The organism is Streptomyces sp. NPDC005898 (genome assembly GCF_040629635.1).
Lineage (GTDB): Bacteria > Actinomycetota > Actinomycetes > Streptomycetales > Streptomycetaceae > Streptomyces.
In genome coordinates, this window is sequence record NZ_JBEXWC010000010.1 from 15,076 (window position 1) to 38,379 (window position 23,304).

Below are 23,304 nucleotides of genomic sequence, written 5' to 3' on the forward strand. Positions count from 1 at the left end.
CCGTGGTCCGGTGGCCGCACGCCGTCGAAGGAAAGTCAGCAAGAAGACAGGGGGAGAAAGCCGGGCGAGTGCCTAGGGTGAGAACTCAGTGATCTGGCTGCTCACCTGTCCCGGCGTCATCGCCCCGGTCCATACGCGAAGCTTCGCCAGGTCGCCCGGCAGGTAGTGACCCGTGACGCCCTTGGCTGAGCCGCGGCCCGCCGAGAGGGTCACGCCGCCTTGCTGCGGTGTGCCGAGTCCCGGGTCGTCCTCGCCTTGCTGGACGAACGGGCCGACGTACAGCTGGGCGACGCCGAACTGCTGCTCGCCTTGGTCGTCGGTGAAGTCCTGTCCGGCGTTGAAGACGCCGGATACATCCACCCAGGTGTCCCACTCCTGTGCGCCGATCGGCTCCTGGGCCGGAGCGAGCGCGGAGTCCACCACCTTGCCGTTCGCATCAACAGCGGTGCGGCCGAACTTCCACTGGTAGACGTCGGCAGCCGTTTTCTCCACCCACAGCGCCCACGACGACTCCTTGCCCGCCGGGGTGGACTGTCCAGCGATCAGGCCACGGTAGCCGACCGGTTTGGCCGCCAGCAGCGCCTTCTTCAACCGCACCCGCGCGGAAACCGTGAACGAACCGGTCTCATCGACCACCGGGCCATCGCCTGAGGCGTATCCGGAGGTGCCGTTCAGCACCAGAGCCGTGGCGTCCTCGCCGCTCAAACTGGCCCCCGAGCCCGACAGGGCCAGACCGCCGCGGCGGTAGGGGAAGGAGGTGCTGGCCGGGTCATCGGGGTCTTCCGGGCTCTCGGCGACCTGGGTGCCGGAGGAAATGGTGGCATCCCAGTGAGCGACCAGCTCGTTGGTCGGCACTTCCCCCTTCTCCGCCCGGTTCTCCTCGCGGATCTCCTCGGGCGTCAGCGGCTGCTGCCAGGTCGCGATCTCGTCCACACGGCCCAGGAAGTACTCGCCATAGCTGCCGCCGACCTTTGAACGGCCGATCATCAAATTGCGGTCCGCTGTCCATGGCTCGTAGGTCGCCGTCTCCTTCGCCAGCACGACCGGGGCGCCCTGGGGCCGGCCGTTGACGTAGAGCTGGATGGTGTCGTTGCTCTTGTCACCGTCGTCCTGGGTATCGAACACCGCGGCCAGGTGGGTCCACACCCTCAGCGGCGGGTTGGCCGTATCGGCAACGGAACGGATGTAAGCGGGCCCATTTTTGTCCTGGTCGGTGCGGTTGAACACCCACCTCTTGTGCGTGGCCGAGTAGTAGAGGGTGAAGGCCGAGCCGTGCTCTCCCGGGGCTGCCAACACGGTGCGGTTGGCGGAGTTGTCGGTGAGGTAGGCCCAGGCCGACACGGTGAAGGAGTCCTGCGAGTTGACCGGTACCCCATCGGTCGAGGCGTAGCCGACCTGCTGGTCAGGAGCGCTGATGTTGTCGTTCAGGCGCAGCGCGTAGTCGCCTGCGCCACGTCGGCCCATGGTTGACCAGCCGGTGCCCGGCTCGTCACGCAGGACCACATCGTGGCGGGTGCCGCTCTCGCCGGTGTCCTTGGCGGTCATGAGGGTGGAACCTGGGGTGCCGTCGTCGAAGCGCCAGCGGCCGGTCGCCCCGGCGGCAAGGCCGGTCTTGAAAGCGAATTCGGTCGGCGGGCCCCAGCGCACCCTCCCGTCCCTGTCCAGCTTCAGGTCACTGGCTTCCACCACGAGAGTCTGGGCGCCCGGCAGCCCGGGTTTGACGTCCTTGACCGTCACCGAGGCGTTGGTCGAGGCCGCATTGACCGTCTTCGTGGCATCGGCGTCCGAGGTCAGCAGCCGCCAACGGTAGGCCTTCACGTCCTTGTCGGCCGTGTTCGGCTTGAAGGTGAAGCTGCCCGGCTGGCCCGGTCCGCCGTGCGGCGCGCAGTCGTTGGTCGTGCACTCGGTGTAGGGAGTGCCGGTGACGATGGTCGGTGGCTTGGGGGCGGTGGAGTCGATGCGCAGGTAGCACCAGGACGAGTACGGCGAGAACAGGTCGCCGTCTCTGCCGTTGTAGTTCCAGTGCGACTGGGTTCTGGTCTTAAAGCGGTACAGACCGCCGTCTGCGCGCTTGGATGTGGTCGTCTTCTCCAGTGTGCCGTCCGGGTGCCAGCCTGAGTCCGGCTTATAATCGGTCCATACCTGCGACCAACTGCCGGAGGTCGTGTCGGTGCTGGAGCGCTGCATGACGAATTCGGCCTGCAGGTAGCCCTCTTCCTCGCCCTGGTGCTGCTCGACCTTGGTCTGCACCCGGGCCTGAACGGTTGGCGTCTCCGTCGTCACCGTCAGCGGCGACGAGGAGGGCCGGCAGTACGCCTTGGTGCCCGTGCCCGGGATAGCTCCGACCGAGGTGGGCACACCGGGCTTGTGGACGTACCAGACCTTGAGTTCGGCATTGGAGTCGAACCGCTTCCACGCCCGCGGCTCACCCTCGTCCTTGGCGCGCAGCATCAGCGTCAGTCGCGGGAATTTGCCGTCCGCGAGCGCCCGCACGGTAGAGGTGAGGTCCTCGTCCTTCTCGTCCGGGTTGTCGTTGAACTCGACCCAGGAATTCGGCTGATCAGGGCTGCACAGATCTCCGCGGCCCGCGGAGACGTAGCGGTCACCCATCTGGTTCAGTTGTCTGGGGCCGGGCCAGCGGGTGCCCTCGGAGATGTTGTCGGTACGCTCCAGGTCGACCCAGTGCGGGGTGCAGTTGAACGACCACGTCTCATAGGCACGGAACGTGGCATCCAGGACCTGCTTGCCGGACAGTTTGGAAGCGCCAAACTCGAAGTACATGCGGTCCGTGTAGCCGCTGGTGCTGCAGTAGTAGCCGTCCGCGATGCCGCAGCGGCCCACTCCCTTGGGCTCGCTGAACTTCCAGAACTTGTCACCGTCCGAGGACAGCTTCGTCCACTCCGACTTGCCCAGCCCCACCGCGGGGTCGATGTAGACCGGGTAAACCGTCTCCTTGCCGCGCAGCAGATCCAGGTCCGGGGTGACGGAGAGCGCGCCGGCGCCGACTGTGACGGGAAGCTCAGCGCTGGCATCGCCCTCGCCGGGCTGGACCGGACTCTGCGTGGTCTCTTGTTCGGGCTGCGGAGCAGGAACCTGTTCCGACCGGGCAGCCGCAGTCTTCTTGGCCGACCGCAATTGCACCGGCGGGGGCTGGACAGTGCCGCCAGCGGAGTCCCACATCTGGCCGGCCGGGCCTCGGAAAACGGCGTTGCCATCGCCATCCACGGCGCGCAGGCCGCCGCCCTCGCCGGGGGTCAGGCTTAGTCCCTCCCCCTGGGCGGTGAGTCTGATCTTCTCCAGTTCGGGACTACCCGCGGCCTCAGCGGTCTTGACGGCCAGCACCTCGCGGTAGCCCTCGGCCGTCGCCGTCAGCTGCAGATCCACACCTTTGATCGGCACGTCCGCGTACGTGGCGGTCGCACCGTCAAGTGAGGGTGCGGGCAAAGCGGTGGGCCAGCCCAACCGCAGGCCCTGTCCCTCATGGCCCAGCCGCAGCATCTGTGCACCACTGCCACCACCGGAGAAGGACAAGTCCACCACAGCCGCCTTCGGACCGATCCGGCCATCGGACCGCTTCTCCAGCGTTACGTCGATGCCCCGCCAACCTCCCTCCGCGGTTCGGGCACGCTGAGGCTCGGTGGCCTGGGTGATGACGAACGTGCCATCGGGGTTCGCCAGCGTCGTCGTGTACTCAGAGCGCTCCGAGGTCACCTCCACCGGCTCCCCCGACGCCACCGCCCGCTCGGAGGCGGACTGTTCGTTCAGCCCAGTCGCCGGGGCCTTTGCGGGCGCATCGTCAGCCGCCGCGTGAGTCGCTGGTGGCAGCAGCGACAGCAGCAGAGCTCCTGTCGCAGCGCCGATCACAGCGCGTGTTCGTCTTCGTGCACCGGCATCCCGGTGCCCCCGCTCCCACCTCATAGTCCCCACCCCAGAGTCACAGGTCCTGCACAGACCGTGCGAGTCAACGCCCCAAGGCTCCCGGCGTCAATGTGAACTAGAACACAATTCCTACCACCTGCATGGATACTGGCAGCCGAAATAGCAGCATTTGACGAACTTGCACCTTCTCACGCGAAGTCTGATGTGCGCTACGCACGGTAACCGGTCAAATGAGGGGTCCATGCTGAACGCGCCAAGCTCAGCTCTTAAGACGACCGGCAACCTTGCCCGAGAGGTGCGTGGCGAACGCGTCGACTGATCCTTGCTATTCCGGGGCACAAGCTTGCCGATGAGACACCCTGAGCACTTGGTCTGTACCAACCAGAAATTGGCCACCCCCGAGAAGCGCTGCCACAACGTGATCACTCACGGTGTTGGGCCACCGGCACTCAGGCCTGAAGTTCAGCCACCTCGGTCACGCCCCAGGAAAGACATTTCGCCAGCCACTGCCGTGCGATCGGCGGGTCCCCGGTCGAGCTCGTGGTCCTGGCCGTCCGTGAGGCCGACAGCCGTCAGGCCACCGCGCTGCGCTACGCCCGGTCCCTGCAGATCGGCCTCACCACCCCTACGTTCACCACGCGGTCGAGGCATCAGATCTGCTTCCACGCGCTCACTGATGTCGTCACCGCCGCCGAGCGCCGTCCCGCCGGATCACGGTGATCCGGCGGGACGGCCGGGCCCTGCTGCGTCACGAGGCCGGCGGCGCCGGGAGCGTGTCGTGGGCCCTGGCGGCGGAACGGGGCCGCCCGTACGGTGCGCTTGGTCTTCCTGCCGGCGACGGTGTCGGTCTTGGTGCGGATCTTGTCGCCGTCGGTCTTGGCGTCGGCGCCGTAGCCGTAGATGTCGGCCAGGTCGACCAGGGTGCCCTTGCAGGACTTCGCCGTGATCTTCTCCGGGCTGCTGGAGTTGTCGACGTCGACGGCCTGCACGGTGCCGCCCGGGTAGGCGGTCTCGGTGCGTACATCGTTGCGGTTGTACTTGTACGTCGTCACCCGGCCCTGCGGGTCTTTGAACTCCTTGAGCTTGTTGACCTCGTTCCAGGTGTAGTCGACCTTGCCGGCCGGGTCCTGGTAGAAGTCGACGTTGCCCGCGGGGGTGTAGGCGAGCAGGGTCTGGGAGCCGTCCTGGAGGTGCGGACGGTCTCGCGCTGGAGCGGGTCGAAGGCGTACTTGATGGTGCCGGTGGAGTCGGTGCGCTGGGCGAGGTTGCCGTCGCCGTCGTAGTAGTAGCGGACCGTGTCGTTGGTGGTCGAGACGGTCTTGACCCGGTCGAGGTTGTCGTAGACGAAGACCTTCTTGATGCCCCGGCCATCGGTGAGGGTCTCCGTGCGCCCGAGGCTGTCGTAGGTGTAGGTGGTCTCGCCCAGCGGCTTGGGGGGTGTGACCTTGGTGAGGTTGCCCTTGGCGTCGTAGGCGAAGGACGTCTTGACCGTCTTCGTCGACGACATCTTCGTCTCGGCCGCACACCGCTGGCCCTCGAAGCCGCCGCAGGTGGGGGTGGCGGGGTTGTAGGTGTAGGAGACGCTGCCGCCGCCCATACCGGGGCTTCGACGCTGTCCCTAGAACGGGTAGAGCAGTGCCCGCGATCGGGATGCGATGGACGTAGGCGGCATCGATATTGCAGCCGCCGCGCTCACGGCCGACTATCTGCTCGGTCGACTGCGCCCGAGACAGCGGGCGGGCAACTGGGCGGCCGATCAGGTCCGCTTCACCCGGGGGAGGTGGGTCCACAGCGGTGCCGCCCGCCAGGCCGCCGTCGTCCCGGCCCACTAGGAAGGCCCAGAAGGCGCGACGCTGCTCTTCTCGGTCACCGCGCGCGGCTACTAAAGCAGTGGCTACGGCCGGGCGGAGGCGGTGCGCTGCAAGGTTTCCTCCATGGCGGCGGTGGCAGCCATCAGGTGCTCCGCGCGCTCCGGGTCGGTGGCCGTCTGCCGCCCCCGCCTCGAAGCTCAGCTCAGCTACGGTCTGTTGGAGCGGCCCGCGGGTTCGCGATGGACTCGACAGTCACGATCGTCTCCCTGGTCATGGCGAGGGTACCGAGCCGATGGCGGCCAGAGCTTTAGAATCAGGCGCACTCACCGCCATCGCAGCCGCCCTCATATGCCACCGCTGAATGGCCAAATGAAATGGCTTCTTAGCAGGTCAGCCGGCGTTCAGCGCTTTCGTAGGTGGCGAGGTTGGAGTCGACGCCAACGACGGTCTTGTAGGTGTACGTGCCAGAACCCGTGCAGGTCCACCACGCCATCTTGGTGCCGCTCTCAAGCGGGGTCCAGTCCACTTCCTCCCAGCCGTACCAGCGGTGACGCTGCAGGGAGATGGTGGCATCCGTACAGCCGCTGCGGGTCTTGCCGGCCTTGCCGATGATCTCGCTGATGCCCTTGTAGGGGGCCGAGATGCTGTAGCAGTTGCGGTCCCAGTCCGAGGCGGCGGCCGGAGTGGCTGGCATCATCAGCGTGGCTGCGCAGGCCAGTGCGACGGCGACGGATGACTTTCCGGCGAGTCTGAGAGTGCTCATGACAAATGTTCCTGTCTGCGAAAGAGGAGGGGCGCGACAACGACATCGTGCGGGAGACATTCGAGCGCACCGGCGCGAGCGTGATGGGCAAGCGCATGTTCGACGCCGGCGAGCAGATGTGGCCGGAAGAGGCGCCGTTCCACACCTCGGTCTTCGTCGTGACGCATGAGAAGCGTGACCCCTGGAAGCGGTCGGGCGGGACCACCTTCCACTTCGTCAACGATGGCATCGAGGCCGCGCTCGACCAGGCCCGCGAGGCCGCCGGCGACCGCGACGTCCGCATCGCGGGCGGCGGCGCGACGATCCTGGAGTACGTGAACGCGGGCCTGGTAGACGAGTTCTCGATCGCGCTGTCACCGGTGCTGTTCGGCTCCGGAATCCGCCTGTTCGACGGCGTGGACGCGGGTCGCGTGGCCCTGGAGGCGGTCCGTACGGAGTCCTCCCCAAAGGTGACGCACCTGACCTACAACGTCCGGACGCGGTAACGGTCCCAGCCTCGGCGCTCCCCCTGGGAACGTCGGTGGGAGAAAGCTCGGGTCGAGCGTGGTGTCAGCGGGCCAGATGGCGTCAGCGGCGGCCGGAGGCGTCGCGGGCGATGTCGACGCCGACCTTTACGACCAGGCAGAGCTCAACGAGCGTAAAAGCTGTAGCGCGCTGGAGGTGCTTCTGTCTTCCCCTGAGGGCCATCTGCACGGGTGCAGCCTGTCGTCACCGTTCTGTCACAGGTGATCGCCGCTCGGAACCCTGCCGCTCTCCTGCCCTATCTGCACTCACGTACCACTCGTACCGCGGGTCAACAATCAACGACCGAAACCCGCGGACGAGACGACTCAGGGGGACGACAGCATGCGTCACAGCAACGGCATTCGCAGGGCGGCTCTGGCGACGACGGCGGTCACCGCCGTCGCGGCGGCGGTCACCGGCATCCTGCCCGGCACCGCCATGGCAGCGAGCACCACCACCTCCACCCCGCCGCCCGCCTGCCGGGCCTCCGCTCTCCAGGTCAGCGCCTGGCAGGCCGCCCACCCGCCCGTCGGGACCGGGACCGGCGCGGCGGTCGTGCGGTTCACCAACCTCTCCGGGAAGACGTGCGTCCTGAAGGGCCACCCGACGGTCGCGGGCGCCGGCAACGGCTCCCCCTCCCACAACACCCCGCTCAAGGTCACCCCCACCGGCAGGGCGACCACCGTGAAGGTCCGGCCGCACGGCAAGGCGTGGGTGAAGCTGACCTTCGTCCAGGTCCAGGGCGAGGGCGACGGCTACTGCAAGTCGGGCAAGGCCCCGAAGGCGTATCCGACGATGGTCATCGGGCTGCCGCTCTCCGGGAAGCACCAGGTCGCCCTGAACGACGGGGTGTGGGCCGAGTGCGACGACAAGGTGACCGTCACCCCGGTCTCGGCGGTCAAGCCTTCCTGACCCCCGTCCCCACAAGTCGAGCAGCCTGCATGACGATCGCAAGCCTCTGACCTGCACGTCTACGAGGAATTGCGCATACGTGCAGGTTAGCGACTCAGCGCACCAAAGGACGCTGAGCCGCTGACCTGCCGCTCAGGTGGAGGGGGTCGTACCGGTGCGGTCCCCAGTAGCGGCGGTCGCCCTCCTGTACCTCGGTGGTGTCCGCGAACACGAACGTCACCGGGACCAGGTCGTGCGCGGCTTCGGGGCGGCGGTCGACCTCCGGCAGTATCACCGGCACCTTGGCCGACGCCCGCACCACCAGGTCTGCCCGCTGTACGTAACCGCGTCGATGTTTTCAGTCGCGAACGGGAGCAGCGAGTCACCGAGCCCTGGGGTACCGGGGTATCGCGGCAGGCGTCGACTCGCAGCCAGTGACCGGAGCGGGGACCTTCCCACTTAAGGGCAGAGGCGCCCTACCAGAGAGAGTTCGGCAGAGAGAGTTCGGCAGGGCGCCTCGGGTGGTGACGTGACGGGTGAGCCTAGTGGGGTTCCCAGTTGCCGTCGGTGCTCAGGATCTCTGGGGTGGAAGACACCTGGAAGCCGTCCGGGGTGGACTGGGCGCAGCCGCCGGTGCACTGGGGGGTGAGTTCGGTCGCCTCGGCGGCGGTCGGGCCGACGAGGAGTGCCATGGCCACGCTTCCCACGGTCAGCAGGCCTGCCGCCCGGCGAGGAGTCCACTTCATGTCTTTCCCCTTCCGATCATTCCGTACGTGACCAGGATGACGGATCTCAATGACAGTGACGTCTTCACCTCGTCGTCATGCCGCCACAGCTTCGGATCTGATCCGGCCACCCGCAACCTTGCCCGCGTCGGCCGAGTCGGTCCAGACGATGGTGATCTCGGGATGCACCATCGGGGGCAAGGACTGCTTGGTCGTGTCGAGCCGCAGGTGGGTGGCATTGCGTTTCGCGAAACGGTTCTCGCCGCGGTCGGCTCCCCCCGTCACCGGAAGCTTTCCGAGCACAACCACGACAGGCTCCTCCAGTGCGGCCTTCTGTTGCATCGCCTGTTCCCTCCGCCGGGGTTCAAGGACGGGTTTTCAGTTGCGCACGCAGACGCTGGCGGTCGGGTTTGCCCACCGCGGTCAGAGGGAGGGCGGGCAGCACGTGGAGTGTTTCGGGGGCGTAGAGCCGACCTTTGCGGGTGGTGACGAACTCGCGGATCTCCGCCAGGTCGGGCTCGTGTCCGGCAGCGGGCACCACGGCGGCGTGGACGTGCTCAACTGCTTCGTCGTCCCGGTCGCCGAAGACCGTGCACTGGGCGACGGCGGGGTGGCTCAGCAGCAACTCCTCCAACTCGGCGGGGTAGACGTGGCCGCCGACGACCACGATCATCTCCTTGAGCCGGTCCACGATGTAGAGATAGCCCTTGTCGTCCAGATAGCCGACGTCACCGGTGTGCACCCAGCCGTCGCGCAGCACCTGGGCGGTGAGTTCGGGCTGTTTCCAGTAGCCCTGCATCGCGTAGGGGGAGCGGACGAGTACCTCACCGCGGCTCCCGGTGGGGAGTGAGACGCCGTCGGCGTCGCGGACATCGATGTGTACGCCCGGCAGGGCTCTGCCGACGGTCAGGTGTCCGTCAGCTCCGGTCATCTCCTGTTCGTCGGGGCCCGTTTCGGTGATGAGCTGGGCCTCGGCCTGCCCGTACCAGCCGTACAGCACGGGGCCCAGAGCCGCTGCCGCCTGGCGCAACCGGGCCGGGGAGGCAGCGGTGCCACCGTAGGTGATGCGCCCCAGGCTCGACAGGTCGGTGGCGCTCAGTGCCGGGTGGTCGAGGAGTTGGTACAGCAGCGGTGGCAACAGCCAGGTGTGGGTGATGCGTTCGCGCTCGATGGTGGCCAGTACGTCGGCGGGCTCGAAACCGTGGCGCAGTACCACCGATCCGCCCTGACGGAGGGTGCCGTCGACCAGGAGCCCCGCCAGATGGGCCAGGGGGGTGCAGGCCAGGAAGCGCGGCGGGTCACCGGCGTCCGTGAGCCGGGCCTCGATCCCGCTGCGGTGGGGGCCGTGCGTCATGCGGATGCCCTTGGGCACTCCGGTGGTGCCTCCGGTGTAGCCGATGCGCCAGTCGTCGTCCGGACCCACCGGCGACGGCAGTGGTCTCGCCGGGTGCCGGAGGGCCTGGGCCAGGACGTCCTCGCCGTCCGTGCTCGGCCCCAGGAACAGCATGGGGAATCCTTGCGCCGATGGCAGCGGCTCCTGCCGCAGTTCCTCCGCGAGATGCCGCTGTCGCGTGTCCGCCAGGAGCATGTGGCAGTCGGCGCTGGTCACGATGCTCGCCATGGTCGGTGCGCTCATGCCGTCGTACAGGCAGACCACTCGCGCGCCGGCGAGGTTGGCCGCGTAGCGGGCGATCAGGGCTTCCACGGTGTTGCCGGTGAGCAGGGCGACCGTGGTGCCGACGACCGCTCCGCGCTGTCGCAGTTCCGCCGCCAGCCTGTACACCTGGTCGCGGAAGTCGCCGCCATTGGTCGTGCGCCCCTCTGCGTTCGTGAGGACGGTGCGCTGCGGGGCGGTGGACAAGGTGTCGAGGACGGCCTCGACGTAACTGGTGAAGGGGGTCGGTGCTCCGTGATGCCGTGACATTTCAGCGCTCCCGTTCGAGGGGATCAGGGTCCGGTGGGTGAACCCGACGCTAGAGACTTCCGTTCATGCCTTCCACGACCAGTTGTGTCATGTGTTCATGACGAGTGAGGCATGAAGTGGTCGACGGCCAGTCGACGGAACGTCTTGGCCACCGGCGAGAGGTAGGCGTCCCGACGCCACACGAGGCTGAGGGTGCGGTGGGCGTCCGGGGTGTCGAGGCGCGCCCAGGCCACGAGCTCGTGTTCGCCCATCGCACGTCGTGCGACGGCGGGCATCAGGCCGATGCCGAGGCCGGTCCCGATGAGCCGCGGCGTGGCCGCGGCTTCGTCGCCCTCACATATCACCCGTGGTTGCAGGCCCTCACGGGCGAACAGGGCCTCCAGGAGCACGCGTTGCCAATGGCCGGCGCGTGTACTGACGAACTCCTCCTCGGCCAGCTCGGACACCGTGACGTGCTCCCGATCCGCCAGGCGGTGACCGTACGGCACGGCGAGGAACACCTCCTCCCGCAGCAGCGTCACCGCGTCCAGGCCCGGACCGGCCAGCGGCTGCGACGCGAGGGCGAAGTCCACCTCCGCAGCGGCAAGATGGCGCCGCATCGACTGCGCCGAGGCCTGGAGCAGGCGCACCTTCACGCCGGGGCTGTGCGCCCGGAAGGCGGCCAGCACCTCAGCCAGTTGCATCAACGTCTCCGCGGCGATGGCGACCCGTCCCGGGCCGGCGCCGGCGGCATCCGCCATCTCGCGCCGCGCGTCGTCCAGTTCGGCCATGGCCCGGTCGACCCGCCGCAGGAACGCCGCGCCGTGCTCGTTGAGCCGTATCCGGCGGCCCTGTCGATCGAACAGCAGGACCCCGAGGTCCGATTCCAGCCGACTGATCGTGCGGCTCACCGACGGCTGGGCGACGCGCAGTTCCTGTGCGGCGCGGCTGATGTGCTGATGGCGGGCCACGGCTTGGAAGCAGCGCAGTGAGAGAAGATCCATGGGGACAGTCTCGTCCCGTCCCCATGCGGCGGGTCCTCCGGACGCGGGGCATGTTGGCGGGGGTGTCCGCTGAGCTTGTTCTTTGTCTACCTGGTACCCGCTTCGTGGGCCCGCGGCGGGCCGCCGGGGCCTGGGGAGCGTTCCCTCCCAGGCCCCGGCGGATTCCAGGGTGCCTACAGCGCGGGGTAGGCGTTCTTCATGAGCTCCTGGAACTGGGCGGAGAACCAGTGGCCGGCCACTGGTGCGTTGGGCAGCGCTCCGGACATGTGGTAGTTGTTGCGCGGGTTACCGGTGTACGTGGGGTCGCACATGCGGTCGAAACCCTTGCCCTCGTCGTTGTCGATGGCCTTGCTCGAGCCGTCGGACTCGCCCGGGGGCTTCATCCACACGTAGGCGTCGATGCCGGTGGCCGGGTTGGCCTGCGGCCGTTCGCCGAGGCCGGCGCCGGACTGGTTGCACCAGTTGCCGAGGTGGATGCGGCGGTCGTAGCGCCCGCCGTCCACGTACGTGTCGACGCTCGTGGTGGCCCCGGGGCCAGTGGGCCGTGCCGTGCCGCCCCAGCCGTTGCGGGACGTGTCGATCAGCATGCCGAGGTTCTGGTCGAAGCCGAGCGACACCAGCTTGGTGCGCATGGCCTGGGCGTACGACAGCTCATCGGTGTAGCGGTTCCAGTCGACCCACTTGGACTCGCGCACCGACTTGCCCGCGACCGTGTCGCCGATGGCGAAGTGGTCCTCCTTGAGTGCGCTGTAGTTGGCCGTGTTCACGATGAAGCCGTGGACGTCGGACAGCTTCGCGCCGTTGGCGGAGGCGGTCGCCTTGAACAGCTCGGCGGAGGGGCCGAAGTTGTCGTCCCAGCCGAGCCAGCCGTGGTGGCCCGCGTCGATGTAGTTGTAGACGTTGCCGATGTCACCGAGCTTGTCGAGGGCGTAGCCGACGCCCTTCTGGTAGTTGCCGTTGGTCTTCATCACGTCGCAGTTGGGCGTGGCCGTGGGGCGGCCGGAGACGTTGGTGACCAGGTTGGGCAGCGAGTCGATCTCGATCGAGGTGACGATGCGCAGATCCTTGTACTTGGGGTCGGCGAGGATCGTGACGATGGGGTCGATGAAGTCCCTCTTGTACTTGTCGATCTCTGTGGGGCCCAGTTCGCCGTTGGAGGACAGGGCGGAGCAGTCGCGGCCCGGCAGGTTGTAGACGACGAGCTGGACGACTTCTTCGCCGCTGCCCTTCTGGGCGAGCGCCGCGTCGAGGTGGTCGCGCAGGCCCATGCCGCCGCCGACACCGTTGATGGCCGCGATGCGGTCGAGCCAGACACCGGTGGGCTGGTTCGCGATGCGGGCGCCGCCGGGTTCGGCCTTGGCGTGCGCGGCCCACTCCGGGTTCACGTACACCTTCGCTCCGGCGTACGGGTTGTCGACGCGGCCCCCGGGTCCGGGGGGATCGGTGGGATCCGTGGGATCCGTGGGATCGGTGTCCGTGTTGCAGGTGACGCCGTTCAGCTTGAAGGTGGTGGGCAGGGCGTTGCTGCCGCTGTAGGAGGCGTTGAAGCCGAAGGAGGCGGAGGCGCCGGTGGACAGGGAGCCGTTGTAGGAGGCGTTCTTGGCGGTGACGGCGGCCCCGGCCTGGCTGATGTCGGCGTTCCAGCCGTTGGTGACCTTCTGGTTGCCCGCGTAGGACCAGGTGAGGTTCCAGCCGTTGACCGCGGCGCCGTTGTTGGTGACGGTGACGGCGGTGGTGAAGCCGCTGTCCCACTGGTTCTGCACCTTGTAGTCGACGCTGCAGGCCGGCGCCGCCGACACGGCGTCGGGCTGCGCGACGGCGGTGCCCGCGCCGGCGGCGCCGGTGAGGGCGAGTACGGTGAGCGCGGCGGTGCCGGCTCTCGATGTGATGCGGCTCATGGTGTGCGGTGTCCCTTCCGAGATGAGGAGAGTCGTGCGGTGTGAGGTGGTTGTGCGGTGTGAGGCGGTCATCCGTTCACGGTGCGCAGGTGATCGCGCAGGCCGGTCCCGAAGGCTGTCGGTGTGCCGTCGTAGGAGCTGATCAGGGACGGGCCGGAGGAACAGTCCCAGGTGTTCCACGTCCAGCCGAGGTAGGACTGCTCGCGGTCGTCGAACCACTTCATGACGCGGTCGATGAACCCGTGCGAGCAGGTGTTCTCGCCGATCTCCCCCGCCACCAGCGGCACTTGGGCGGCGACGGGCCCCAGCGTGGAGTCCCAGCAGCTCTCGGTGGAGCAGGTGTTGAAGTTGTAGACGTGCCAGGCCGCGGCGAGATTGCCGGCCGGGTCGGATGGCCGGTGGGCGAGCCATTGGCCGAGGTCGTTGGAGTAGGCGAGGCCGCCCGCGAGGATCACGTTCTTGGCGCCCGTGGCGCGGACGGAGTCGACGAGGTCCTGCATGCCGGCGACTTCGTAGTCGATGCCGGGGCAGGTGCCGCCGTCCTTCCAACAGGCCCACGCCTGAGCTGTGTTGGAAGTGGCTCGGTCCGGATAGGGTTCGTTGAAGAGATCGAAGACGACCGTCGGATCGTCCTTGTAGGTGCTCGCGACCGACGCCCAGAAGTCGGGAGCGTATCGGGCGTCCGGCATCGGCTTCTGGCAGGTGGCGTGGACGTCGGCGCAGCCGGCCGAGTTCCCGGTGTACCGGCCGTAGGACCAGTGCATCTCCAGGATGGGCGTCATGCCGTGGGCCTTGACCTTGGTGACCAACTCCTTGATGGCGGCGCGGTAGTTGTCGCCGCCGTATTCGGGTTTGATGTTGTCGAGGCCGAGCCAGCACTCCTCGTTGAGCGGGATCCGGACGGCGTTGGCCTTCCAGTCGGCGATGGCCGCGACGGATGCGTCGTCGACCGGGCCGTCGAAGATTCCGTAGCCCTGTACGCACATGAACTCGGCGCCGGAGCGGTTCACACCGAGGATCCGCCGGGTGGCACCGGAGGTGTCGACGAGTTTGTTCCCGGAGACCTTCAGGGCGGGGGCCTTCCCCTCGCCGCCCGGGTCGGTGGGGTCCGTGCCGTCGATGTCGCAGGTCGTGCCGTTCAGCTTGAAGACTGTCGGGGCGGTGTTGGCACCCGACCGCGACCCTATGAACCCGACCGAGACGCTTGCGCCGGAGGGAAGCGCACCGTTCCAGGACTCGTTGGTGGCGGTCACGGTCGCCTGGGACTGGGACCACTTCGCGGACCATCCCTGAGTGACCTTCTGCCCGTCGGCGAAGGCGAAGGAAAGGCTCCACCCGTCCTTGGCCGCAGCGTTGTTGGTGACCTTCACGGCGGCCTGGAAGCCGCTGTCCCACTGGCTGGTGATCGAGTACTCCACCGAGCACGCGGGGGCGGCCGCGGACGCGGCGTCGGTCATGGGGACGAGCGTGGCCGTCGAGACGACGCACGCGAGCAGAGTTGCGTGTAACGCGTGACGCGGGGGGTGGCGCATGAGCGACTCCTCGCAGCTCGGGCGCGACCGGCACATGGCCGGCGCGTCGACTGATGGAACCGCTCCCACTGGTTGCTGGTGGACTGTAGAGAACCAACTGTTGTTGAGCAATAGGGGGATCGGGAATTCCCGCTGTCGAATCAATTCGACTCTTCAAGCCTCTTGACCCTTAATTCCCGCGTCCCCATCCTTGGGAGCGCTCCCACTGGTTCACAGGTTGTATCCCCCAGCACCACGCCACCCCTCACTCTCCGGAACCCAAGGAGGAACCAGGGCATGCCACAAAGACGGGCCCGGCGGTTGTGGACCGCCGTCGCGGCCACCCTGGCACTACCGTTCGCCACCCTCGCCGCTCTTCCCGCCACCGCCGACGCGGCGGCGGTCGGATGCAGCGTCGACTACAAGACCAACGACTGGGGTTCCGGCTTCACCGCCGATCTGACGATCACCAATCGCGGCACCACGGCGATCGACGGCTGGACCCTCACCTACACCCACAGCGGCAACCAGAAACTGACCAGCGGCTGGAATGCGACCTGGTCGCAGTCCGGTAAAGCGATCACCGCGAAAAGCCTTTCGTACAACGCGAAGATCGCGCCCGGTGCCGCTGCCACGGCAGGCGCGCAATTCACCTACAGCGGCACGAATGCGGTGCCCACCGATTTCGCGGTCAACGGCGTCACGTGTGCGGGCGCTCATCAACCGCCGATCACGGTGCTCACCAGCCCGAAGGCCGGCGCCGTCTACTCGGCCGGCGACGCCGTCCCGCTCGCCGCCACTGCCGCGGCGGCCGACGGAGCAAGCGTCGACAAGGTCGAGTTCTACGACGACACGACCCTGCTCGGCACGGACACCACCGCACCGTACGAACTCAGAACGGACAACCTGAAGGCCGGGACGCACTCCCTGTACGCGAAGGCGTACGACAGCCAGGGCGCCTCCGGCGAGTCGACACCGGTCGGCATCACCGTCGCGGCCGGCCCCGCCCTGGTCGCCACTCCTTCACAACTCGGCGTCCAGCAGGGCAAGTCCGGCACCTTCAACGTCAAGCTGTCGACGCAGCCGACAGCCGACGTCACGGTCACGACGGCCCGCACGGGAGGCAACTCCGGACTGTCCGTGTCCTCGGGCGCGAGCCTGACCTTCACGCCGTCGAACTGGAACACGGCGCAGAAAGTGACCGTCACGGCCGACGCCTCCGGCACGGGCGCGGCCACCTTCGGCGTGACGGCCCCGGGCCACACCAAGGCCACGGTCACCGTCACGCAGCTCGCCGCGTCCAAGACGTACGATGCCCGCTTCCTCGATCTCTACGGGAAGATCACCAACCCGGCGAACGGCTACTTCTCACCGGAGGGCATCCCCTACCACTCGGTCGAGACGCTGATCGTCGAGGCCCCGGACCACGGCCACGAGACGACGTCGGAGGCCTACAGCTACCTCCTGTGGCTCCAGGCGATGTACGGCAAGGTCAGCGGCGACTGGTCGAAGTTCAACGGGGCGTGGGGCCTCATGGAGAAGTACATGATCCCCACCCACGCCGACCAGCCGACGAACTCCTCGTACAACGCCTCGAAGCCCGCGACGTACGCGCCGGAACACGACCTGCCGTCCCAGTACCCGGCGAAGCTCGACCCGTCGGTCTCCGCCGGCAGCGACCCGATCGCGGCAGAGCTCAAGAGCGCCTACGGTACGGACGACATCTACGGCATGCACTGGCTGCAGGACGTCGACAACGTCTACGGCTACGGCAACGAACCCGGTAAGTGCGAGGCGGGCCCGACTGCCACCGGCCCCTCCTACATCAACACCTTCCAGCGCGGCGCGCAGGAGTCGGTGTGGGAGACGGTGCCGCAGCCGACCTGTGACGCCTTCAAGTACGGTGGCAAGAACGGGTACTTGGACCTGTTCACCGGGGACGCCTCCTACGCCAGGCAGTGGAAGTTCACCAACGCCCCGGATGCCGACGCCCGCGCGGTGCAGGCCGCCTACTGGGCCAACGTGTGGGCCAAGCAGCAGGGCAAGGCCTCCGACGTCTCGGCGACCGTCGGCAAGGCCGCCAAGATGGGCGACTACCTGCGGTACTCGATGTACGACAAGTACTTCAAGAAGATTGGAAACTGTGTCGGGCCCACCACCTGCCCGGCCGGCACCGGCAAGGACGCCTCGCACTACCTGATGTCCTGGTACTACGCCTGGGGCGGTGCGACGGACACCTCGGCGGGCTGGTCCTGGCGCATCGGGTCGAGCCACACGCACGGCGGCTACCAGAACCCGCTCGCCGCGTACGCGCTGTCCTCCACCGCCGATCTGAAACCCAAGTCGGCGACGGGGCAGGCGGACTGGGCCAAGTCGCTGGACCGGCAGCTCGAGTTCTACCGCTGGCTGCAGTCGGACGAGGGCGCCATCGCGGGTGGCGCGACGAACAGCTGGGGCGGCAGCTACAGCACCCCGCCGTCGGGCACGCCCACGTTCTACGGCATGTACTACGACGAGGCGCCGGTCTACCACGACCCACCGTCGAACCAGTGGTTCGGCTTCCAGGCGTGGTCGATGGAGCGGGTCGCCGAGTACTACAAGGAATCGGGTGACGCCGACGCCAAGGCGGTCCTGGACAAGTGGGTCGACTGGGCCCTGTCCAAGACGACCATCAACCCCGACGGCACGTTCCGGATCCCCTCCACGCTCCAGTGGTCGGGCAAGCCCGACACCTGGAACGCCTCGAGTCCCGGCGCCAACAGGGACCTGCACGTCACTGTCGCCGACTACACCGACGACGTCGGTGTCGCCGCGGCGTACGCGAAAACCCTGACGTACTACGCCGCCAAGTCCGGTGACACACGGGCGAAGACGACCGCGAAGGCGCTGCTCGACGGCATGTGGGAGCACAACCAGGACGCCCTTGGCATCGCCGTGCCCGAGACCCGGGCCGACTACAGCCGGTTCGATGACCCGGTCTACGTGCCGAGCGGCTGGACGGGCACGATGCCCAACGGTGACAAGATCGACTCTTCGTCGACCTTCTCCTCGCTGCGCTCCTTCTACAAGGACGACCCCAACTGGTCCAAGGTCGAGGCGTACTTGGCCGGCGGGGCGGCGCCGACGTTCACGTACCACCGGTTCTGGGCCCAGGCGGACATCGCGCTCGCCATGGGTTCGTACGCGGAGCTGCTCGAGTAACGCCCCGCTGACGGCGGCTCCGTGCACACCGGGCGCCGGGCAGGCCCTCTTCCGGGGGGCCTGCCCGGCGCCCGGCCCCTTGCCGCCCTCGCTTTTGATCATTTCTTGTGTCCGAAGCGGTGTCCGTTCACCGGCCCGGGTCGTTGGTCCGGACATGACGACTCACACTCATTCTGCGGCCGACTCCCACCCGGACCTCGACAGTGCACGACTCAGCGACGTTCTCTTTGCCGAGGGTGTCGACGTCCACGAGATATGGCGCAAGGCCATCTCGGCCGACCTGTTCCGTCACCGCGCCGATGCCGGCACCGAAGAGCGGTGGCAGCTCTCCTACGAGCGGCTGCGGGCGCTCAACGACGAACTGCTTCGCCCCGAGGCCCTGGTGCAGGATCCGCGGGCACTGGCCGCTCTGCACGAGTGGACCGCGGTGGTGGACGGCGCGACGGCGACGGTGGCCGGCATCCACTACAACCTCTTCCTCGGAAGCCTGCTCGACGACCGCCTTTCACCGCCGCGTGACCTCAGCGCCTTCACCGGCCTGGTCCGCACCGGCACTTTCCTGTGCACCGAACGCGCCCATGGCAACGACGCGGCCGCGCTGGAGACCTGGGCCCGCTACGACCGTCAGCGCGAGGAGTTCGTGCTGAACACCCCGAACGAGGGGGCGCAGAAGTACATGCCCAACACCAGCGGGGCCGGGGGGCCCAAGAGCGCGGTGGTGGCGGCCCGGCTGTTGGCCGACGGCAAGGATCGAGGCGTCTTCCTGTTCCTCGTCCCGCTGAGCGACGATCATGGAACACTGCCGGGTATCACCGTGACCGTACTGCCCGAACGCGTCGGCAGTCCGGTGGACCACTGCACCACCAGCTTCGACCAGGTACGCCTGCCGCGTTCCGCGCTTCTCCAGGGCGAGCACGGACGGCTGTTGGCGGACGGCAGCTTCACCAGCACCGTGGGCAGCGCGCGCAAACGGTTCCTGCACGCGATCGCCCGGGTGACGGTCGGAAAGCTGTGCATGAGCGCCAGCGCGGTCGGCGGTAGCCGGGCGGCACTGGCGATCGCCGTCCGCTACGCCCACACCCGCCACATCTCCGGCCCGGTGGCGGGCCGGCGTGTTCCGCTGGCCGCGCACCGCAGTCACCACTCCCGCCTGCTGGAACGGGTGGCCACCGCCTACGCGATGACCTTCCTCCACCGCACGGTCACCGCACGCTGGATCACCCACGAACCCGGGGAACAGGCCGACAGCGAGCGGCTCGTGGCCCTGGCCAAAGGGTGGATCACCTGGCAGGCCCGGGAGATCATGATCGAGAGCCGGGAGCGTTGCGGCGCCCGCGCCCTGTTCCCGGTGAACGGGCTGGCGGAGTACTCCGCCAACGCGGACGGAGCGATCACCGCGGAGGGAGACAACCTCGCGATCTGGTGCAAGGCCGCAGCCGAGATGATCTTTGGGCACACTCTCGCTCCCCGGCCCCCGAAGGCAACCGGCCATGAGAGCCTGGAGGACCCCGACTTCCTGCGCCGGGGCCTCACCACCGCCGAGCGCCACTGGCACACGAGCGCCCGGCACGATCTGCGACGCGGTGAGCCCGGCGACGCGCTCGCGCGCTGGAACAACGCCTCCGCCGCCGCTCTGAGCCTGGCCGACGCCTACACCGTCGGCCAGGCCGCCGACGCCTTCGCCGCAGCCCTCACCCGCAAGACCGACCCCCACGCCCGGGCGGCGCTGAACGACCTGTACGTCCTGTTCCTGCTCAGCCAGGTGCAAACCCACAGTGGACTCCTCCTGGCCGAAGGCGCCCTCAGCGCCGAACAGGTCCGCGCACTGCCCCGGACCCGGCACACCCTCACCGCCCGGCTCGCTCCCTGCCTGCCGGCCCTCACCGAAGCCTTCTCCGTCCCCGAGGAACACCTCGCCACCCTGCCCATGCTGACAAGCCCCTGACCACAGCCCCTGGGCCACCACCGGTCCGGCCCGGCAGGAGCCGGCCGGAACCGGTGGGACCAGCTGCCCTGGCCCCAGACCTACAGCTGTGGCCGGCTCAGCGGTCTAGAGGCCGCCCAGTCCGGCCGGGTCGTCCGGTCGCCAGGTCGAGGGTTCGGCTCGGCGAAGGACCCGAGCGAGGTCGAGCGGCATGCCGGGGCTGGACGGACCGTGGATGGCCACTGCGCGCAGAGCTGCCGCACGGCGGAGGGCGGACAAAGTCTGCGGGCCTTGGTGATCAGAAGTCCCTCCGGCCGGAGTCGCTTGCTCGGAGATGACCCGCCGCCCCTCGTCCGTCGGTCCGGTGGGCAGCGGTTGTGCGCCGGACCGGGCCAGGGTGAGCACGGCCGGGAGCACGGCGCCGGCCGCGACGGCAGAGGCCATGCCCGCCTGGTCGTTGTGGCCCGACTCCCAGACCACCAGTGCGGCCATGGCGAAGAAGGCAGCCCCCTCGGCCAGGAGGATGAGGGTGCTGAGCCAGGTCTCGACTCGGGCACGCCGTGCCGGGTGAACGATCAGTCCTCTCCGGGCGAGGGCGTCACCGATCCTGCGGACGGCCACACTCCTCTTCGTCCGCTTCTCCACCCTCCTCGGCCGCACGGACCGGCCCGGTCGGCAAGCCGCGAGGGCGGCCTGCTCGACAGGGTCGTACGTCTCCGTGGCAGTGGCGGCGGTCCCGGTCAGGACGATCCGGTCGTTCTCGACGCCGATCAGACCAGCCCGCCACAGAACCGCGAGCGCGGCCTGTGCCACCCGTCGACGCCCTCCGCACAGGAACGCGAGCCCGTAGAGAGGCAGCTCCACCGGCCCCGGGGACGCCGCCACCGGCAGCAGCCGCAGCCGCCTGCGAGCGAATACGACGCCCAGGGCCGCCCACCCCACCAGGCACCAGACAAAAAGCGCACAGCCCACCCACATGCCATCCACCCCCGGTCCCACATTCTCCGCCGCCGGACCGCCCTCCGCCAAGAGGAGCGGAACAGGGGGATCGCCCTCCTGGCCGCCACGTGGTTGACGGCCCCTTGCACACCGTCGCGGGCACCTTCCAACGGCCGTGCCACCAGGGCAGTGTGGCGGCGAGCGCCTGGCATGAGAGGTTGCGGAAGGACCTGCGCGCGCTCGGCGCGAACATCCGTGTCGACGGGCGTCATGGTGTGTCGCCCGAGTAGTGGAGACGGCAACTGACGCCTGGCCCGGGTCGGCGGGGCTCGCCGGGGCGCGGGTCGTACAGGGCGCGGCCGCCGGGCCAGCGGGAGAGCTCGGTGGTCAGGGCGACGCCGGCGTCGACGTCCTCGGTCCGCCAGCCGTGGATGTCCAGCAGGAGGCCGTCCAGCGGACCGCCGACCAGTACGGCGTAGGTCCGGTGCGGGAGCGGGCCGGGACAGGGGTCGTCGTGCTCCGCGCCGTAGACGCGGCCGTTCAGCAGCTGCTCGTCTCCGTTCATCCGATCAGCTTCCCAGCCGCCACCGACAACCGGCCGGCGCCGGCGGGCCCCGCCTGGGCGGGGGCCGGGCCCGACTGTGGCTCCGCCCCCTGCTAGCCGGTCGTGCCGTCGAGCATCTCGCGCAGAATGTCCAGGTGGCCGTTGTGGCGGGCCGTCTCCTCGGTGAGGTGGAGAAGGATCCAGCGCAGGTCGACGTGGAGGCCGTTGCGGATGGTTCCCTCGGCCCGCCTGTCCAGGTCGTTCGCGGCGACCAGTTCGCGGTAGCGGGCGCTCTGTTCCGCGTACTCGTCGAGCAACTGCGTGAGCGGGAAGTCGACGGCGATACGCATCTCGCGGTCGGGATCCTCGTCCGTCATAGGAGCTTGGTCCTCCTCGCCGAGGAAGATCACCTGGAACCAGTAGTACTCGACCCAGCGGAGATGGTTGATCACTCCGCTCATGGTCATCAGCGGTGAACCCGGCAGGAGCGCCTTACGGGCGTTCTCCGCGGAGACCCCGGCGCACTTGGCGCGGGCGGTGTCCCGTGCGTAGTCGAGGAACGTGGTGAGCTGGGTACGCTCGTCCCATGCGGGCGGCGTGTCGTTGATTGTGGTCATCGCGCAGAGCGTCCCCGATCACCGTGCCCGCTGTCGAGGCGTTTTCGATGAACCCCGCCTGTTCCGCCCAGAGCCTTCTCCGGGGAGAGCTACAACGACGGCGGGCCGCCCGCCCCGAGCCGCCGGACCGGCCCTAGTCTCCCCCGCCTCCGTCACCGCCCCCGTCCCCGCCGTCCCCGCCGTCTCCCCCGTCGCCACCGTCGGAACCCCAGCCGTCGCCGCCGCCCGGTTCGTTGTCATCACCACCACTGCCCAGGTTGCTGAACCAGGGACGGTCCCAGGCGTCGTCGGTGGCGACCGGCTCGCCGGAGCCGGTGTGCGGGCGTCGGAGCCGGAAGCGGGCCGTGCCCGTGTTGTCGCCGAGGCCGAAGGTCACCGCGAAGGCCTGGGCCATGACGGTGTCGAGGGGGTCCGTGCTCTCGTAGTGCACGGCGGCCAGGGGCAGCAGCACCGTGCCGGGTTCCAGGTCGGGGCGGCGCGGTGGTCGCCGTATCGATGCGACCCGCCGCTCGTCGCGCAGCAGCCAGGAACTCGTGGAGTCCGCCCGTCGCAGCTCCCAGACCCCCTGGGGCAGCCGCGCCCGCACATGGCTCTTGGCCTTGCGCAGCTTCTTCCGCAGGACGAGAACGGCCGATACGTCCCCGACGTTCATCCGCAGCCCTTGCGCCTGGTCGGCGGTGCTGCTCAGCAAACCGCGCGGCGCCCGTATCCGTACGCGAGGAACGTCCGGCCCCCAGACGTCCACGCGGACCAGTCGGCGGTCCACCGCCACGCTCACCTGGCCGGCGGGCCCATGCGCGTACCGTCGGGCCATCCACAGCGGTACGTCCTCCGCCCGCGCCTGCTCCGCCAGGGCACGCACGCGCTCGGGCCCGCCGCAGTGCTGTACCGCCAACGATCCGAGTTGCCGCGCGAACTCGGCCGCCTGGCGTACTTTCACGGGGACGGCCGTACCGGTGACGCGGGTGACCGGGACGAGGCCGCTGTCGGCGGCCAGCTGGTCCAGCGGACGTTCCGAGCCGCCACCCCCGAGCCACTGGCCGCGCTGGAACGCGTCCGCCATGGCCGGCAGGTTCAGCTCGCTCAGCGGCGTGACCTTGCCACCTCGACGCAGGGATTCCTCCGTCAGCTCGACGGTCCGCGCCAGTGGATTCCACGACTGTTCCTTGTAGAGCGCCTGGCTCATGCCA

Annotated in this window: 20 protein-coding genes; 5 read left to right on the forward strand and 15 right to left on the reverse strand. The window is 68.6% G+C overall.

Translation table 11 applies throughout. From position 1 onward, the window contains the following. Positions 1-72 precede the first annotated feature (72 nt). From ABZ385_RS15875 to ABZ385_RS15885, 3 genes are all read right to left on the reverse strand, one after another. Complete coding sequence (locus ABZ385_RS15875) at positions 73-3,864, reverse strand: LamG-like jellyroll fold domain-containing protein (RefSeq protein WP_358911754.1); 3,792 nt, start codon at positions 3,862-3,864, stop codon at positions 73-75. Positions 3,865-4,529: 665 nt separating this feature from the next. Continuing rightward, positions 4,530-4,931, reverse strand: a complete 402-nt coding sequence (locus ABZ385_RS15880; protein WP_358911756.1) for a hypothetical protein — start codon at positions 4,929-4,931, stop codon at positions 4,530-4,532. Then, on the reverse strand, positions 4,928-5,476 hold the full coding sequence (locus tag ABZ385_RS15885) for an RHS repeat domain-containing protein (protein WP_358911758.1): 549 nt from the start codon (positions 5,474-5,476) through the stop codon (positions 4,928-4,930). Before ABZ385_RS15885 ends, ABZ385_RS15880 begins: the two co-directional genes overlap by 4 nt. Before the next feature lie 58 nt (positions 5,477-5,534). Between ABZ385_RS15885 and ABZ385_RS15890 the strand changes: the two genes are divergently transcribed. After that, entirely contained in the window at positions 5,535-5,711 is a 177-nt protein-coding gene (locus ABZ385_RS15890; RefSeq protein ID WP_358911760.1) for a hypothetical protein, read from the forward strand. Positions 5,712-6,072: 361 nt separating this feature from the next. Here ABZ385_RS15890 and ABZ385_RS15895 read toward each other — a convergent pair whose 3' ends face one another. Next, complete coding sequence (locus ABZ385_RS15895; RefSeq protein ID WP_358911762.1) at positions 6,073-6,453, reverse strand: hypothetical protein; 381 nt, start codon at positions 6,451-6,453, stop codon at positions 6,073-6,075. Positions 6,454-6,458: 5 nt separating this feature from the next. On the opposite strand from ABZ385_RS15895, the gene ABZ385_RS15900 reads away from it, so the two are divergent. Both ABZ385_RS15900 and ABZ385_RS15905 read left to right on the forward strand, forming a co-directional pair. Next, complete coding sequence (locus ABZ385_RS15900) at positions 6,459-6,938, forward strand: dihydrofolate reductase family protein (RefSeq protein ID WP_358911764.1); 480 nt, start codon at positions 6,459-6,461, stop codon at positions 6,936-6,938. Positions 6,939-7,299: 361 nt separating this feature from the next. Continuing rightward, positions 7,300-7,869, forward strand: coding sequence for a DUF4232 domain-containing protein (locus ABZ385_RS15905; RefSeq protein WP_358911765.1), 570 nt, complete (start codon positions 7,300-7,302; stop codon positions 7,867-7,869). 94 nt (positions 7,870-7,963) lie between these two features. Here the strand turns inward: ABZ385_RS15905 and ABZ385_RS15910 are convergent, their stop codons facing one another. The 7 genes from ABZ385_RS15910 to ABZ385_RS15940 all read right to left on the reverse strand — a co-directional run bounded on the left by ABZ385_RS15910 (position 7,964) and on the right by ABZ385_RS15940 (position 14,835). Beyond that, positions 7,964-8,143, reverse strand: a complete 180-nt coding sequence (locus ABZ385_RS15910) for a hypothetical protein (RefSeq protein ID WP_358911767.1) — start codon at positions 8,141-8,143, stop codon at positions 7,964-7,966. A gap of 247 nt (positions 8,144-8,390) precedes the next feature. Continuing rightward, a complete protein-coding gene (locus ABZ385_RS15915; RefSeq protein ID WP_358911769.1) occupies positions 8,391-8,594 on the reverse strand; it encodes a hypothetical protein in 204 nt (67 codons plus the stop codon). Between the two features lie 75 nt (positions 8,595-8,669). Further along, a complete protein-coding gene (locus tag ABZ385_RS15920) occupies positions 8,670-8,915 on the reverse strand; it encodes a hypothetical protein (RefSeq protein ID WP_358911771.1) in 246 nt (81 codons plus the stop codon). Between the two features lie 22 nt (positions 8,916-8,937). Then, complete coding sequence (locus ABZ385_RS15925; RefSeq protein WP_358911773.1) at positions 8,938-10,497, reverse strand: AMP-binding protein; 1,560 nt, start codon at positions 10,495-10,497, stop codon at positions 8,938-8,940. 95 nt (positions 10,498-10,592) lie between these two features. Continuing rightward, positions 10,593-11,480, reverse strand: coding sequence for a LysR family transcriptional regulator (locus ABZ385_RS15930; RefSeq protein ID WP_358911775.1), 888 nt, complete (start codon positions 11,478-11,480; stop codon positions 10,593-10,595). A gap of 173 nt (positions 11,481-11,653) precedes the next feature. Next, positions 11,654-13,378, reverse strand: a complete 1,725-nt coding sequence (locus ABZ385_RS15935) for a glycoside hydrolase family 6 protein (protein ID WP_358911777.1) — start codon at positions 13,376-13,378, stop codon at positions 11,654-11,656. A gap of 68 nt (positions 13,379-13,446) precedes the next feature. Continuing rightward, positions 13,447-14,835, reverse strand: coding sequence for a cellulose binding domain-containing protein (locus ABZ385_RS15940; protein ID WP_358911779.1), 1,389 nt, complete (start codon positions 14,833-14,835; stop codon positions 13,447-13,449). A 351-nt stretch (positions 14,836-15,186) separates the two neighbouring features. Between ABZ385_RS15940 and ABZ385_RS15945 the strand changes: the two genes are divergently transcribed. Next, positions 15,187-18,090 (forward strand): glycoside hydrolase family 48 protein, encoded by a 2,904-nt coding sequence (locus ABZ385_RS15945; RefSeq protein WP_358911781.1) that lies wholly within the window; start codon positions 15,187-15,189, stop codon positions 18,088-18,090. Positions 18,091-18,244: 154 nt separating this feature from the next. Further along, on the forward strand, positions 18,245-20,035 hold the full coding sequence (locus ABZ385_RS15950; protein WP_358911783.1) for an acyl-CoA dehydrogenase: 1,791 nt from the start codon (positions 18,245-18,247) through the stop codon (positions 20,033-20,035). Positions 20,036-20,140: 105 nt separating this feature from the next. On the opposite strand, the gene ABZ385_RS15955 is transcribed toward ABZ385_RS15950, so the two are convergent. From ABZ385_RS15955 to ABZ385_RS15970, 4 genes are all read right to left on the reverse strand, one after another. Beyond that, positions 20,141-20,992 carry a TIGR04222 domain-containing membrane protein gene (locus ABZ385_RS15955; RefSeq protein ID WP_358911785.1) on the reverse strand — a complete coding sequence of 284 codons (852 nt, stop codon included), beginning with the start codon at positions 20,990-20,992 and terminating at the stop codon, positions 20,141-20,143. Positions 20,993-21,221: 229 nt separating this feature from the next. Then, positions 21,222-21,518, reverse strand: a complete 297-nt coding sequence (locus ABZ385_RS15960) for a hypothetical protein (protein ID WP_358586458.1) — start codon at positions 21,516-21,518, stop codon at positions 21,222-21,224. Positions 21,519-21,610: 92 nt separating this feature from the next. Continuing rightward, the gene (locus ABZ385_RS15965) at positions 21,611-22,114 is read right to left on the reverse strand and encodes a DinB family protein (protein WP_358911787.1); all 504 of its coding nucleotides are present in this window, start codon (positions 22,112-22,114) and stop codon (positions 21,611-21,613) included. Between the two features lie 133 nt (positions 22,115-22,247). Then, positions 22,248-23,300, reverse strand: a complete 1,053-nt coding sequence (locus ABZ385_RS15970) for a hypothetical protein (RefSeq protein ID WP_358911789.1) — start codon at positions 23,298-23,300, stop codon at positions 22,248-22,250. Positions 23,301-23,304: the final 4 nt, after the last annotated feature.